Source organism: Lelliottia jeotgali, from assembly GCF_977070485.1.
Genome location: NZ_CDRVFO010000010.1, coordinates 116451 through 131090, shown reverse-complemented (window position 1 = coordinate 131090; position 14640 = coordinate 116451). Strand labels below are relative to the sequence as shown.

The 14640-nt window shown below is 63.6% G+C and carries 13 protein-coding genes; 8 read left to right on the top strand and 5 right to left on the bottom strand.

Going from position 1 to position 14640, the window contains the following annotated elements:
* Window positions 1-8: 8 nt before the first annotated feature.
* Window positions 9-896, bottom strand: a complete 888-nt coding sequence (locus tag ACW4TB_RS16585) for a LysR substrate-binding domain-containing protein (protein ID WP_012313748.1) — start codon at window positions 894-896, stop codon at window positions 9-11.
* A 135-nt stretch (window positions 897-1031) separates the two neighbouring features.
* Between ACW4TB_RS16585 and ACW4TB_RS16580 the strand changes: the two genes are divergently transcribed.
* From ACW4TB_RS16580 to ACW4TB_RS16560, 5 genes are all read left to right on the top strand, one after another.
* Entirely contained in the window at window positions 1032-2321 is a 1290-nt protein-coding gene (locus ACW4TB_RS16580) for an NAD(P)/FAD-dependent oxidoreductase (protein WP_254467484.1), read from the top strand.
* Window positions 2314-2865, top strand: a complete 552-nt coding sequence (locus tag ACW4TB_RS16575) for a helix-turn-helix domain-containing protein (RefSeq protein ID WP_279928503.1) — start codon at window positions 2314-2316, stop codon at window positions 2863-2865. The genes ACW4TB_RS16580 and ACW4TB_RS16575 overlap by 8 nt, the downstream gene beginning before the upstream one ends.
* 9 nt (window positions 2866-2874) lie before the next feature.
* Window positions 2875-4230 (top strand): glutamine synthetase family protein, encoded by a 1356-nt coding sequence (locus ACW4TB_RS16570; protein WP_254467483.1) that lies wholly within the window; start codon window positions 2875-2877, stop codon window positions 4228-4230.
* A gap of 98 nt (window positions 4231-4328) precedes the next feature.
* Complete coding sequence (locus ACW4TB_RS16565) at window positions 4329-5159, top strand: alpha/beta fold hydrolase (RefSeq protein ID WP_012313744.1); 831 nt, start codon at window positions 4329-4331, stop codon at window positions 5157-5159.
* 203 nt (window positions 5160-5362) lie between these two features.
* Window positions 5363-6142: a TSUP family transporter gene (locus ACW4TB_RS16560; protein WP_012313743.1), complete on the top strand. Its 780-nt coding sequence runs from the start codon at window positions 5363-5365 to the stop codon at window positions 6140-6142.
* On the opposite strand, the gene nudC is transcribed toward ACW4TB_RS16560, so the two are convergent.
* Together nudC and ACW4TB_RS16550 are read right to left on the bottom strand one after the other, a co-directional pair.
* Entirely contained in the window at window positions 6110-6940 is an 831-nt protein-coding gene (nudC, locus tag ACW4TB_RS16555; protein WP_012313742.1) for an NAD(+) diphosphatase, read from the bottom strand. The two genes, ACW4TB_RS16560 and nudC, sit on opposite strands and share 33 nt — an antisense overlap.
* Before the next feature lie 33 nt (window positions 6941-6973).
* Window positions 6974-7786 carry a crotonase/enoyl-CoA hydratase family protein gene (locus tag ACW4TB_RS16550; RefSeq protein WP_012313741.1) on the bottom strand — a complete coding sequence of 271 codons (813 nt, stop codon included), beginning with the start codon at window positions 7784-7786 and terminating at the stop codon, window positions 6974-6976.
* A gap of 206 nt (window positions 7787-7992) precedes the next feature.
* Between ACW4TB_RS16550 and ACW4TB_RS16545 the strand changes: the two genes are divergently transcribed.
* Entirely contained in the window at window positions 7993-8559 is a 567-nt protein-coding gene (locus ACW4TB_RS16545) for a lipocalin family protein (RefSeq protein WP_012313740.1), read from the top strand.
* Window positions 8560-8621: 62 nt separating this feature from the next.
* Window positions 8622-9587: a ribonuclease Z gene (locus ACW4TB_RS16540; protein ID WP_012313739.1), complete on the top strand. Its 966-nt coding sequence runs from the start codon at window positions 8622-8624 to the stop codon at window positions 9585-9587.
* A gap of 73 nt (window positions 9588-9660) precedes the next feature.
* Here the strand turns inward: ACW4TB_RS16540 and ACW4TB_RS16535 are convergent, their stop codons facing one another.
* A complete protein-coding gene (locus ACW4TB_RS16535; protein WP_279928494.1) occupies window positions 9661-10944 on the bottom strand; it encodes a Zn-dependent hydrolase in 1284 nt (427 codons plus the stop codon).
* Window positions 10945-10957: 13 nt separating this feature from the next.
* On the bottom strand, window positions 10958-12460 hold the full coding sequence (locus ACW4TB_RS16530) for an NCS1 family nucleobase:cation symporter-1 (protein ID WP_279928492.1): 1503 nt from the start codon (window positions 12458-12460) through the stop codon (window positions 10958-10960).
* Between the two features lie 615 nt (window positions 12461-13075).
* On the opposite strand from ACW4TB_RS16530, the gene hydA reads away from it, so the two are divergent.
* Window positions 13076-14515, top strand: coding sequence for a dihydropyrimidinase (gene hydA, locus ACW4TB_RS16525; RefSeq protein WP_012313736.1), 1440 nt, complete (start codon window positions 13076-13078; stop codon window positions 14513-14515).
* Window positions 14516-14640 lie beyond the last annotated feature (125 nt).

The window sequence follows — 14640 nt, the reverse complement described above, 5'->3', positions numbered from 1 at the left end:
AATTCAATTCAGCTATCACCCAACTGTTCAATGAACCATTCGATGAAGTGCGCCACCGCAGCACGCTCCAGGCGCAACCGCTCGCACACCAGTGCGTATTGCCCCTGCGCGGTGACACTGGCACCGAAAGGCCGCACCAGCCTGCCGCTTTGCAAATCGCTCTGGCAGGTCAGGTTGTCCCCCATGGCCACGCCCTGCCCAAGCAGCGCCGCCTCCAGCGCCAGGGCCGCATGCGGGAAGTACAGCTGGCGAGTGGGCAAGGCATCGTCGGCATGGGTAGCCAGCCAGGTGGTCCAGGTCCGGCCATCCTGATCGTCGTGCAACAGGCAGTGGCGCACCAAGTCGCGCGGGCGCTTCAGGCCGCCCTGGTTGAACAGGCCTGGGCTGCACACCGGGAAGAATTGCAGCAGCGGCAAGGGCCTGACGAAGTGGGTACTGGCGTCGAGTGTGCTGGTGCCATAGGTGATGGCCAGGTCGACATCCAGCGCCGGGGCTCCTGCGGCGATGGGCTGCTCGAGCAGGTGCAGAGTGATGTGCGGGTAACGGCCACTGAAGTCGGCGAGCCGCGCCACCAGCCATTTCTGCGCAAGCTCGGCAGTCACCGCCACCCGCAGCACCGCCTGCGATGCCGGGTCGCGCAGTTCGTCACAGGCCTTGCCGATCAGTTCGAAGGCCTGCTGCAGGTGATGCAACAGCCGCTCGGCCTCGGCGCTGGGCCGCACCTGGCGGCCAATGCGTTCGAACAGCGTGACCCCAAGCTGCTCCTCGAGCTGGCGGATCTGGTGGCTTACCGCGCTGTCGGTGACACACAGTTCGGCGGCGGCACGGCCGAAGTGGCCGTGGCGGGCGGCGCACTCGAACGTGCGCAGGGCAGTCAGGGAAGGCAGGCGGCGCATAGGTAGTCCTGGCAGGTGCGTGGAGACGCTGTACGGCCACCCGATCATATCGCCAACGCGACTCGACTGGCGCGATGAAAATTCCCTGCTAAATTTTCATGAAAATAATCATTAAAAATTTCATGAGACCAAGGCATGTTCAAGCAATCCGCCCAGCACGTCGCCAGTTATTACGCCTGCACCTACCCTGCCAGCATTCCCCTGCGCCCTACCCTGCAAGGCCGGCACGACACCGACGTGATCATCATCGGCGCCGGCTTCAGCGGCCTGCACACTGCCCTGCGCCTGGCCCTGGCCGGCAAGCGTGTGACCCTGCTGGAAGCCAGCAGGGTGGCCTGGGCCGCATCCGGTCGTAACGGTGGCCAGGCGCTACTGGGCTGGTCGTGCGACATGCCGCCCATCGAGAAGGCCTTGGGAGTGGAGCGCAGCCGACGCCTCTGGGACAGCATGTGCTGGGCTGCCGACGAAATGCGTGAATTGCCGCAACGGCACGGCTTCGATATCGATTATCGGGTCGGCAGCCTCTGGACATCGGTGCTGCCACGCCGGGTGAGAATGCTGGAACACGCCCTGCATGATGCCGAACAGAAATGGGGCTACGATGCCCTGCGCCTGATCGGCCGTGACGAGTTGCCCCAGTGGATCGACAGCCCGCGCTACCAGGCTGCCTTGTACGACGCCAGGGGCGCGCACCTCAACCCGCTGAAACTGGCCCAGGGCGTGGCCAGCGTGATCGAGGCTGCCGGCGGGCAGATCTTCGAGCAAAGCCAGGTAATCGGATACCAGCAGAGCGCCAATGGCTATGTTGCCCGCACCGACCATGGCGAAGTGCACGGTGATGTGCTGGTGCTGGCCTGCAACGCCTACATCGACCGCCTTGACCGCAACCTGTCGCGCCGGCTGCTACCGGTCGGTTCCTATCAAGTGGCAACCGCGCCACTGGACGCAGATTTCGCCCGGTCGCTGCTGCCACGCAACAGTTGCGTGATCGACAACCAGTTCGTACCGGACTATTTCCGCCTCACCCCGGACCACCGTCTGCTGTTCGGCGGCGGCTGCACCTACCTGGGCGGCATTCCCAAGGACGTGGCCAGCGCCACCCGCCCGTACCTTGAGCGTGTTTTCCCACAACTGGCGGGCGTTACCATCGACTATGCCTGGGGCGGGCATATCGACTGCAGCATCCAGCGCACCCCGGACATTGGCCGCGACGCCCAGCGCTACTGGCTGCAGGGCTTTTCCGGCCATGGCGTACTGCCAACCCTGGCAGCAGCACGCGCGGTCAGCGACGCGATCCTGGGCGACGACGACCTGCTGGCGTTGTACCAGGGCATCGACAATGGTCGCTTCCCGGGCGGTGACCTGTTGGCTGCCCCGCTGGAGGCCGCGGCCAAAGCCTGGTACCGGATGCGCGATCATGTCTGAAGACGCCCAGGCCCTGGCCCTGCTGATTCGTGGCCTGCGCAAGCACCGCGGGCTGACGCTCGGCGAATTGGCGATCAAGGTCAAGCGCTCGCTGGGCTTTCTCTCCCAGGTCGAACGCGGCCTGTCGCAGCCGACCGTAGCCGACCTCACTGCGATCAGCGAGGCGCTGCACGTACCCACCACCTACTTCTACCAAGCCAGCCAGCCGCGCGAACTCGACTGGGTCACCCGCCCCGGTGAACGGCGCACGATCTACTACGCCGAAGGCATCAGCGATGTGCTGGTCTCGCCGACCCTCAACGGCAGCTTTGCCATGCTCGAAAGCCACCTGGCGCCCGGCGCCAGCAGTGGCGAGGGGCATCTGGACGACAGCGCCGAACAAGGCGGTTTCGTCCTTGAAGGCGCGCTGACCCTATGGCTGGATGGCCACCCGGACGCCGTCACACTCGGCCCCAATGACAGCTTCCAGCTCCCTGCGCACAGTCATTTCCGCTACGCCAACCTGACCGACCAGACGACCCGTGTCCTCTGGGTATTCCGATGAGAGCACAGCATGACAACAACAACGACAGGCTTTGCCGATCTGCTCAGTGAAGTCCGCGCCTTCCGCGCCCGTTACCCCGAAGTACGCCACGTCGACCTGCTGAGCCTGGACATCCCCGGGCATTTCTACGGCAAGCGCTACCCCATCGACATGCTGGAAAAGGTCGCCGCCGGCAGCCCGCTGAAACTGCCGCAGAACTGTGTGCTGCTGGGCGTGCAAGGCGGGCTGTTCCCGATTGGCGACTACTGCTTCAACGACGGCGACCCGGACGCCCTGCGGCGCCTGGTGCCCGGCACACTCAAGCCGGTCAGCTGGGAGCGCGAACCGCTGGGCCAGATGCTGATCAGCTCCGACGGCACCGCCGCGCCCATCGAGTTCGAGCCCAGGGAGGTGCTCGCCCGCGTGCTGCAGCGCTTTGAACGGCGCGGCATTCGCCCGGTGGTGGCGTTCGAGCTGGAGTTCTACCTGTTCGACCGGGCACTCAAGCAGGGGCTGCCGCAGTTCCCCCGCGACCCGTTCAGCGATGACGCGGACGACCAGCCCAACATGCACATCGAACGGCTGTCGCGGTTCAGCGACGTGCTGCGCGACATGGTCGATACCGCCAACGCGCAAGGGGTCGACGCCAACGTCATCACCGCCGAGCTGGGTCCTGGCCAGTTCGAGATCAACTTCGGCCACTGCGACGACGGCCTGCGCGCCGCCGACTGGGCTGCCCTGTTCTGCCGCAGTACCCGCGGCGTGGCACTCAAGCACGGGCTGCGCGCCTCGTTCATGAGCAAACCCTACCTGCAGGCGCCAGGCAGCGGCATGCACGTGCATGTCAGCCTGTACGACAAGGCCGGCAACAACCTGCTGGCGGCCGACCAGCAGCGCCCGCTGCGCCATGCCGTGGCCGGTTGCCTGGCCTTGCTGCCGCACTGCATGCCGATATTCGCCGCCAACCACAATGCCTTTCGCAGGTACGGCGCCATGGTCAATGCCGCCAGCCGCGCCAGCTGGGGCTTTGAAGATCGTGATGCGTGCATCCGCATCCCGGAATCGGATGCGCGCAACGTGCGTATCGAACACCGGCTGGCGGGTGCCGATGCCAATCCCTACCTGGTGCTGGCAGCGATCTTGTGCGGGATGGAGCATGGACTGGATGCCGCGCAAGAGCCGATCGCGCCGCTCAATGAAGATCGCGCCAGCGGGGTCGACTTTCCCAAGGACATGCTTGGCGCAGTCACAGCCATGCGTGGGCACCCGGCCGTGAATGAAGGGCTGGGGGAAGAGTTCGTGATGGTGTATTGCGAGAACAAGCGCCAGGACCATCTCGCGTTCATGCAGGAGGTCAGTGCCCGGGAGTACCGGTGGTTCCTTTGAGACAGATGCCAGTGAAGAGGCCGGTACTGACAACACAGAAAACTCTCCTATTCTGAATAGCTCAATTGGCAATCCCCCTGCACAGAGGAGACGCGACCATGAGCTACGTGACCACGAAGGATGGTGTTCAGATCTTCTACAAGGACTGGGGCCCGCGCGATGCGCAGGTCATCCACTTCCATCACGGCTGGCCGCTCAGTGCCGACGACTGGGATTCACAACTGCTGTTCTTCCTCGCCCAGGGCTTCCGTGTCGTGGCCCATGATCGCCGCGGCCACGGCCGCTCCAGCCAGGTATGGGACGGCCATGACATGGACCACTACGCCGATGACGTGGCCGCCGTGGTCGAGCACCTGGGTATACAGGGTGCGGTGCATGTCGGCCACTCCACCGGAGGCGGCGAAGTGGTGCGCTACATGGCCCGCTACCCAGGCGACAAGGTGGCCAAAGCGGTGCTGATCGCCGCCGTACCGCCCTTGATGGTGCAAACGCCAGACAACCCCGGCGGCTTGCCCAAGTCGGTGTTCGATGGCTTCCAGGCACAGGTGGCGAGTAACCGGGCACAGTTCTACCGCGATGTGCCGACCGGGCCGTTCTATGGCTATAACCGGCCCGGTGCCGAGCCGGCCGAAGGGGTCATTGCCAATTGGTGGCGCCAAGGCATGATCGGCAGCGCCAAAGCGCACTACGACGGAATCGTGGCGTTTTCCCAGACTGACTTCACCGAAGACCTGAAGAAGATCCAGCAACCAGTGCTGGTGATGCATGGCGATGATGACCAGATCGTTCCCTATGAAAATTCCGGCCCGCTGTCGGCCAAGCTGCTGCCCAATGGCACATTGAAGACCTACAAGGGCTTCCCGCACGGCATGCCGACAACCCATGCCGATGTGATCAATGCGGATTTGCTGGCCTTTATCCGAAGCTGACGTGACCTTCCACGCCGGCCTCATCGCCGGCAAGCCGGCCCACAGGACTATCACCGGTCTTGAGCACTGTGCAAAACCTGTGAGGGCGGGCTTGCCAAGCGAAGAGACCGGCACTGGCAACGCATCCCGCCCGGGATTACCATGGTGCCCTTCTAGCGCGGCAGTTTGCCGCACCCTGCCTGCCTCCTGCCTGCCAGACACCCATGCCCTTCGAACTCACCGTAGAACCACTAACCCTGCTGATCCTCGCCCTGGTCGCCTTCGTCGCCGGTTTCATCGACGCCATCGCCGGCGGAGGTGGCCTGCTCACCACCCCGGCACTGCTCACCGCCGGCATGCCGCCACACCTGGTGCTGGGCACCAACAAGCTCAGTTCGACCTTCGGCTCGGCCACCGCAGGCTTCACCTACTACAAGCGCAAGCTGTTCCACCCGGCGCAGTGGCGCCCGGCCTTGTTCGCCACGCTGGTCGGCGCGCTGATCGGGGCGGTCGTCGCCCACTACATGCCGGCCGAATGGCTGAACAAGATGCTGCCGGTGATCGTCTTCGCCTGCGGCATCTACCTGCTGTTCGGGGGTACGCCCAAAGCGCCGCTGGATGCCGATGCGCCGATCAGGAAGAAGTGGCAGTTCCCGCAGGGCTTCACTCTGGGCTTCTACGATGGCGTGGCCGGGCCCGGCACCGGTGCTTTCTGGACCGTGAGCACCCTGCTGCTCTACCCCATCGACCTGGTCCGCGCCAGCGGCGTGGCGCGCAGCATGAACTTCGTCAGTAACATCGCGGCGTTGACGGTGTTCATCATTTCCGGGCAGGTGGATTACGTCGTCGGCCTGTGCATGGGCCTTTCGGTGATGGTCGGCGCGTTCTTCGGCGCACGCACGGCGATCAGTGGCGGCAGCAAGTTCATCCGCCCGGTGTTCATCACCGTGGTGCTGGCGCTGACCGTGCGCCTAGCGTGGCAACACTGGTTCGGGCAGGCCTGAACGTCTGGCGACATACAGATCGATCAGGTACCGGGCGATGGAGCGCCCGGCTGGCAGCGGTGGCAGGTCGTGCACGTTGAACCACCTGGCGTCTTCGATCTCGTCCGGCTGCATGACGATCTCGCCGCCGGCATACTCGGCATGGAAGCCCAGCATCATCGAATGCGGGAACGGCCAGCACTGGCTGCCGACGTACTGGATGTTGGTGACCTCAACCGCCACCTCTTCACGCACTTCCCGCACGAGGCAGTCCTCGGCCGACTCGCCTGGTTCGGCAAAGCCTGCGAGGGTGCTGTAAACGCCAGTGACGAAGCGCGGCGACCGGGCCAGCAGGATTTCGTCGCCACGGGTCACCAGCACGATCATGCTCGGCGAAATGCGTGGGTAGCTGCGCAGGTCGCAGGGCTGGCAGTACATCGCCCGCTCCCAGCGGATCTGCGTCATCGGTTGGCCGCAGCTGCCACAGAAACGGTGCTCACGCGCCCAGGTGCCGATCTGCGCGGCGTAGCCAAGCACTTTATACAGATCGAAATCACCTTCGAGCATGAACGACCGCAGGCCGCGCCAGCCGCAACCGGGCACCTCGGCGGTGCTGCGCAGCTCCAGCAGGAACACCGGCTCGCCGTCGAAATGGCCGATGCCGTGCTCGGCCAGCACATCCAGGTCCTGGCGCTTGAGCCAGTCGCGGGGGAACAGCGCGCCGTTGGCGTCCACCAAAAACCCTTCCGGGCTGCGGGCGACGGCCCAGCCCCCGGTGATCTGCGGGTCGAGTACTGCGCTAGTCCAGCGTGCTGACATTTCGGGGTTCCTCTACTGCGTCCCCCGGCCCGGTCAGTCGGCGAACGTCGGTTTCTGTTTGCTCATGTGCGCCGCCACAGCCACGCGCAAATCTTCGGACTGCAGCATGGCGGCGTTCCAGGTGGCGATGTACTCCAGGCCATCATCGATGCGATGGTCACGCATGTAGCTGAGCATCTCCTTGGTGCCCGCCACAGCGATCGGTGATTTTGCGGCAATCTCGCGGGCAATGGCAAAGACCCCGTCGAGCAATGCAGCCTGATCATCATAGACCCGGTTGACCAGGCCGATGCGCAGCGCCTCATCGGCCGCAACGTTACGCCCGGTGAAGGCCAGCTCGCGCATGATGCCGTCGCCGATGATACGTGGCAAACGTTGCAGGGTGCCGACATCTGCGGCCATGCCCATGTCGATTTCCTTGATCGAGAACTGCGCGTCCGTGCTGCAATAGCGCATGTCGCAGGCCGATACCAGGTCGATGGCTCCACCAATGCAGTAGCCCTGGATGGCCGCCAGCACGGGCTTGCGGCAGTTGTCCACGGCATTGAAGGAGGCCTGCAGACGCAGGATGGTGCGGCGCAGCAGGCGCGCGTTACGGCCAACGTCCTTGCCCATCTGGCCGGCCAGCGAGGCCAGCATCATCAAGTCGATACCCGAGGAAAAATGCTTGCCCGCACCGCTGATGACCACGGCGCGCACCGCATCGGTGTCGTCGATCCACTGGAAGATATCGACGATCTCTTCCCAGAAGGCAGCATTCATGGCGTTGATCTTTTCAGGGCGGTTGATCTGCACATGGGCGATGTTGTCGGTCAGTTCGACCTTGAATGCGCTGTACTCGGTCACGGGCTGCACTCCTGCGGAGAAAAAGGTTCACTGCGAGGATGTTAACTCAGCCTGGTTGCCGTACTTGTGCCAAAAACGGGACTTGCCCGGGTTGCTCGGGTGCGTGTCGATAGAGGTTTGCCCTGCACAAAAAAACCATACAACTTTTGCCCCGCACACGCATCGAAACACAGGTAAGCTCTTCATCCCTTTCCAGGAGGTTTGCCATGGCGATGCGTACAGCCCTGATTGTTTCCTGCATGACACTGGCCCTGGCGGGCTGCGCCGGTTCGAGCGATGAGCATCGCGCGCCACCGACCACACAGCAGGTCGACCTGCAGCGCTACCAAGGTACCTGGTACGAGCAGGCGCGCTTGCCGATGTTCTTCCAGCGCAACTGCGTGCAGTCTGAAGCCAACTATGGCTTGCGCGAAGACGGTCGCATCGATGTGACCAACCGCTGCAAGGAAAAGGACGGCCAGTGGAACGAGGCCAAAGGCATTGCCGAAGCCCAGCAGCCGGGCAAGACCGACAAGCTGTGGGTCACCTTCGACAACTGGTTCAGCCGCCTGGCGCCAAGCTTGACCAAGGGCGAGTACTGGGTGCTGTATCACGACAAGGACTATCGCGTAGCACTGGTCGGGCATCCCAACCGCGAGTACCTGTGGCTGCTGTCGCGCACCCCGGTCATCAACGACCAGACCCGCGAGCAGATGCTGGCCATTGCCCAGAAACAGGGCTATGACACCAGCGAGCTGATCTGGCGGCAGGGCGATGATGCAGTAAAACCCTGATTCATCGACGCCCTGGTTAGTTCGGGCCAGGGTGAGCGCCTAATCAAACTTGGAGTCAGTCATTGGACCTGCTGTTTCTGGGCACCTCGGCCGGGGTGCCCACCAAGGCGCGCAACGTCAGTGCCACCGCCGTGATCGAAGCCAGCGGCAGCCACTGGTACCTGGTCGATTGCGGCGAAGGTACGCAGCATCAACTGCTGCATACCCCATTGTCGGTCCGCGACCTGCGCGCCATTTTCATCACCCATGTACACGGCGACCATTGCTTCGGCCTGCCGGGCCTGCTGGCCAGCGCCGGCATGAGCGGGCGCACGGCGCCGCTGGACCTGGTGCTGCCGGCCGCCTTGCACGACTGGGTGCGCCTGAGCCTGGCCGCCAGTGATTCCTTCCTGCCGTTCGAGCTGCGTTTGCTGGCGGTCGAGCAGCTGGGCGAATGGCGAAGCGATACGCTTGCGGTCAGCACCGTACAGCTGTCGCACCGGGTGCCCAGCGTTGCTTTCGTGTTCACCGAGCTGAACCCCGAGCCGCGCCTTGACGTGCAGCGCCTGGATGCCGAAGGTATCCCGCGTGGCCCGCTGTGGGGCGAGCTTGCCAAGGGCCTGACGGTAGAACACGCGGGGCGAATGCTGCATGGCCGGGACTACCTGCGCGCCTCGCGGCCGGCACGGCGGGTGATCGTCTGCGGCGACAACGACAACCCCGAGCTGTTGGCCGAGGCAGCGAAAGACGTTGATGTGCTGGTGCACGAAGCGACATTCACACAACCGATCATCGCCCGCACAGGTGTCAGCTTCGGCCACAGCAGTGCGGCAGCGGTGGCGCGCTTTGCCGAAACGGCCGGTGTGCGCAACCTGGTGCTGACGCACTTCAGTGCCCGCTATCAGCCGGACCCTCGGCGCAGCCCGTGCATTGACGAGGTAAGGGAAGAGGCGCAGGTCCATTACAGCGGCAACCTGACCCTGGCCCAGGACCTGCAGCGTTACCACATCGGGCGCGATGGGTGCCTGGGCCGCGTCACGGGTATCTAGCAAATCACAATCGACATGATCGTCGTTCTCCATCGGTTTTAGGATTACGGGCCGGTGATGGGACGCTCAGGCATCAAGCCGCCAGCCGCCCGCTGGCGATCGCCTCCGACGCCGCCAGCATGGCCCGCAGCAACACCGCACAGCCCGCGGCCAGGTCTTGCGGGGTGGCGTTCTCGATTTCGTTGTGGCTAATGCCGTTTTCACAAGGCACGAAGATCATCCCCGCCGGCCCCAACTCGGCCAGGAAGATCGCGTCATGCCCTGCCCCGCTGACGATATCCATGTGCGGCAGGCCCAAGGTCTGCGCAGAATCGCGCACGGCATCGACGCAACTGCGGTCGAAGTACAGCGCTGGAAAGTCGGCCGTAGGGATCAGTTCATGGCTCAGCCCGTGCTTGGCACAGGTGGCCTCAATCACTGCCCGCACGTCGGCGATCATCGAGTCCAGCCGCTCACCTTCGAGGTGACGAAAGTCCAGGGTCATGCGCACTTCGCCCGGGATCACGTTGCGTGAGCCGGGGTAGGCCTGCAGGCAACCGACCGTGCCACAGGCATGCGGCTGATGGCCCAGCGCTGCCCGGTTGACCGCCTCCACCACTGCCGCAGCGCCGACCAGTGCATCCTTGCGCAGGTGCATCGGCGTAGGACCGGCATGGGCTTCAACGCCGCGCAGGGTCAGGTCGAACCACTTTTGCCCCAGCGCCCCAAGCACCACACCGATGGTCTTGGCCTGGTCTTCAAGGATCGGTCCCTGCTCGATATGGGCTTCGAAATACGCGCCTACCGGGTGGCCAAGCACTGCCCGCTGGCCGGCGTAGCCGATGGCAGTCAACGCCTCGCCCATGCTCACGCCCTGGGCGTCACGCTTGGCCAAGGTTTCCTCCAGGGTGAATTTGCCGGCAAACACCCCCGAGCCCATCATGCAGGGCGCAAAGCGCGAGCCTTCCTCGTTGGTCCATACCACTACCTCCAGCGGTGCTTCGGTCTCGATGCCCAGGTCATTGAGCGTGCGGATCACCTCAAGGCCCGCCATCACCCCAAAGCAGCCATCGAACTTGCCCCCGGTGGGCTGACTGTCGATGTGGCTGCCGGTCATCACCGGTGGCAGCTTGGGATTGCGGCCTGGGCGGCGGGCAAAGATATTGCCGACGGCATCGACACTGACGCTGCAACCGGCAGCCTCGCACCACTCGACGAACAGGTCGCGGGCCTGGCGGTCGAGGTCGGTCAGCGCCAGGCGGCAGACACCACCCTTGGGTGTGGCACCGAGGCGGGCGAGGTCCATCAGCGATTGCCACAGGCGCTCACTGTTCACGTGCCGTTCAGTCGATAGCAGGGCTTGTTGGGCTGCGGTCATAGGTCAGGCCTCCTCAGGCGTTTTTGTTGTCTGCATTGATCACAGGCTGCACTGGCCCACGCACCGCCAAGCCGCCCAGGGCGTAGTACAGCACCCCGCCAAGCAGCGACCCGGTGAACCAGCCATAGTCGTAGAACCAGCTGAAACTGCTGTTACCAATGGCCATCACGGTCAGTGCCACAGGCAGCGCAAAGGCGGCAAACCCTGCCCAGTTCCAGGCCGGATAGATGTCATCACGGTACAGGCCGGCCAGATCCAGCTTCTGCCGACGGATCAGGAAGTAGTCCACCACCATGATCCCGGCAATCGGCCCAAGCAGGCTGGAGTACCCCAGCAGCCAGTTGGAATAGACGCTCTCCAGGCTGATGTCGGAAACGATCCAGCCGAGTTTTTTCAGCAGCTCGTGGCTCATCAGCGCCAGGCCGATGAAGCCTGTCAGCCACACGGCGCGGCTGCGCCCGATCAGGCGCGGGGCAATGTTCTGGAAGTCGTTGGTCGGCGAAACGATGTTGGCCGCAGTGTTGGTCGACAGCGTGGCGATGACGATCAACGCCATGGCCAGTGCCACCCAGCCCGGGCTCTGGATCTTGCCGATCAGGCTCACCGGGTCGGACACCGTTTCACCTACCAGCGACGCCGAGGCGGCGGTCATCACCACCCCCAGGGAGGCGAACAGGAACATGGTCAGTGGCAGGCCGAAGATCTGCCCGAGAATCTGGTCTTTCTGGCTCTTGGCGTAGCGGCTGAAATCCGGAATGTTCAGTGACAGCGTGGCCCAGAAGCCGACCATCGCAGTCAGCCCGGCGCAGAAATAACTCACTACGCTCGCCCCTTCCGGGCGCTTGGGTGGCTGGGCCAGCAGCTCGGTCATCGACATGTGCGGCAACGCCCAGAACAACAGGCCAAAGCCGACTGCCACCAACAGCGGCGCCGACAAGGTTTCGAGCCATTTGATAGATTCTGCGCCGCGCAACACCACCCACAGGTTAAGGGCCCAGAACACCATGAAGCCGATCACTTCGCCCGTGCCACCCAGCGCTTTCCAGCCATCGAAGATCGAGCCCAGGAACAGGTGAATGGCCAAGCCGCCGAACATCGTCTGGATACCGAACCAGCCACAGGCAACCACCGCGCGTATCAGGCACGGCACGTTGGAGCCGAAGATACCGAACGATGAACGCAGCAACACAGGGAAGGGAATGCCGTACTTGGTGCCTGGGAAGGCGTTGAGGGTGAGCGGGATCAGCACGATGAGGTTGGCCAGCAGGATCGCCAGCAGCGCCTCGCCCACACTGAGGCCAAAGTAGGCCGTGAGCACGCCGCCCAGGGTGTAGGTAGGCACGCAGATGGACATGCCCACCCACAATGCGGTGATGTGCCATTTGTTCCAGGTGCGCTGGTGCACTTTTGTGGGGGCGATGTCGTGGTTGTAGCGCGGGCTGTTGAGCACGTCACTGCCTGCGGACAGCTCGAACAGGCCATCCTGCTCGATCACTTGCGATCTGCTCTGTTGCATGGGGCCTTCTCCAGATTTTTCTAATTGTCTGCTCATCGGGCTAACGCGATGGCCGGAGTACATACACCACCAGTACTGCTCCTGCGGTCCGGCCTGGCGGTTGTGGCCGTACTCAAAATACGTGCCGGGCCGGCCTTCGCCTACCCGGCCGGCCGCCGCCGACCACAGGTAATCAACTGATCTGCAAGGCATTAATCCGCTTGAGGCGATGGCACGGTCTTCCATCGCCTGCCGCTTTCAGCGCCATGGGCCGGCCCTGGCTTCTGCATCAGGTTTCAAACTGGTGCAGCCTGTTTTTTCAGTGGCGCTCCCTGCGCCTCCCAGCCAGGTTTCAAGCAGCTGATTTTGCATGGAAAATCTTGACCAATTTGGCTTCTTGTCAAGTGCGTCAAAATGGTGAAAGGCCTCACCATTTTGGTGATTATTGAAATTAATCTTTAAAAAACAATTACTTATAGACGTTATAAGCTCATAAATTATTTTCTTGAACAATCCACAATGAGCATCTAAATTCCATTCTTGTCAGGTCTGACAGGATTGAAATTCATCCTCCAGCCACTGGCGCATAACAATTGAAGAACCGGCACAGACCGGTCAGCCTGCGAGGAAGACGGCATGTCCCTGTTGATCCGTGGCGCCACCGTGGTCACCCACGACGAGAGCTACCCCGCTGATGTCCTGTGTGTCGATGGCAAGATCAGCGCCATTGGCAAAGACCTCCAAGCCCCTACCGACTGCGAGATCCTCGACGGTAGCGGGCAGTACCTGATGCCCGGCGGCATCGACCCGCACACCCACATGCAGCTGCCCTTCATGGGCACAGTGGCCAGCGAGGACTTCTTCAGCGGCACTGCCGCAGGGCTGGCCGGCGGCACCACTTCGATCATCGACTTCGTCATCCCCAACCCTCAGCAGTCGCTGCTGGAGGCCTTTCACACCTGGCGTGGCTGGGCACAAAAGAGTGCGTCCGATTACGGCTTTCACGTTGCCATCACCTGGTGGAGTGAGCAGGTCGCCGAAGAAATGGGCGAGCTGGTCACCCAACATGGCGTGAACAGCTTCAAGCACTTCATGGCCTACAAGAATGCGATCATGGCGGCCGACGACACCCTGGTCGCCAGCTTCGAGCGCTGCCTGCAACTGGGCGCGGTACCCACCGTGCACGCCGAGAACGGCGAGCTGGTCTACCACCTGCAGCAAAAACTGCTCGCCCAAGGGCTGACAGGCCCCGAGGCGCACCCGTTGTCGCGCCCCTCGCAAGTCGAAGGCGAGGCGGCCAGCCGCGCCATCCGCATCGCCGAAACCATCGGTACGCCGTTGTACGTGGTACACATCTCCAGCCGTGAAGCGCTGGACGAAATCACCTATGCACGGGCCAAGGGCCAACCGGTCTACGGTGAAGTGCTGCCCGGGCACCTGCTGATCGACGACAGCGTCTACCGTGACCCGGACTGGGCCACCGCCGCCGGGTATGTGATGAGCCCTCCCTTCCGCCCGCGCGAGCATCAAGAAGCCCTGTGGCGCGGCCTGCAGTCGGGCAACCTGCACACCACCGCCACCGACCACTGCTGCTTCTGCGCCGAGCAGAAAGCCATGGGCCGCAACGACTTCAGCCGCATCCCCAACGGCACTGCCGGCATCGAAGACCGTATGGCGGTGTTGTGGGACGCTGGCGTCAACAATGGGCGGCTGTCGATGCATGAATTCGTCGCGCTGACCTCCACCAACACCGCGAAGATCTTCAACCTGTTCCCGCGCAAGGGCGCCATCCGCGTCGGCGCCGATGCCGACCTGGTGCTGTGGGACCCACAGGGCACGCGCACCATCTCCGCGCAAACCCACCACCAGCGTGTTGACTTCAACATCTTCGAAGGCCGCACCGTGCGCGGCATTCCCAGCCACACCATCAGCCAGGGCCGCGTGGTCTGGGCCGATGGCGACCTGCGTGCCGAACCTGGCGCGGGGCGTTACGTGGAGCGCCCGGCGTACCCCTCGGTGTACGAGGTACTGGGCCGCCGCGCCGAGCAGCAGCGCCCGATACCCGTCCAGCGCTGAAGCTGTTGGGGCTGCTGCGCAGCCCATCGCCGGCAAGCCAGCTCCTACAGGGGAAGCATCGCTCCCAGGGACATCACTGTACCTGTGGGAGCCGGCTTGCCGGCGATCGGGGCGCATGGTGCCCC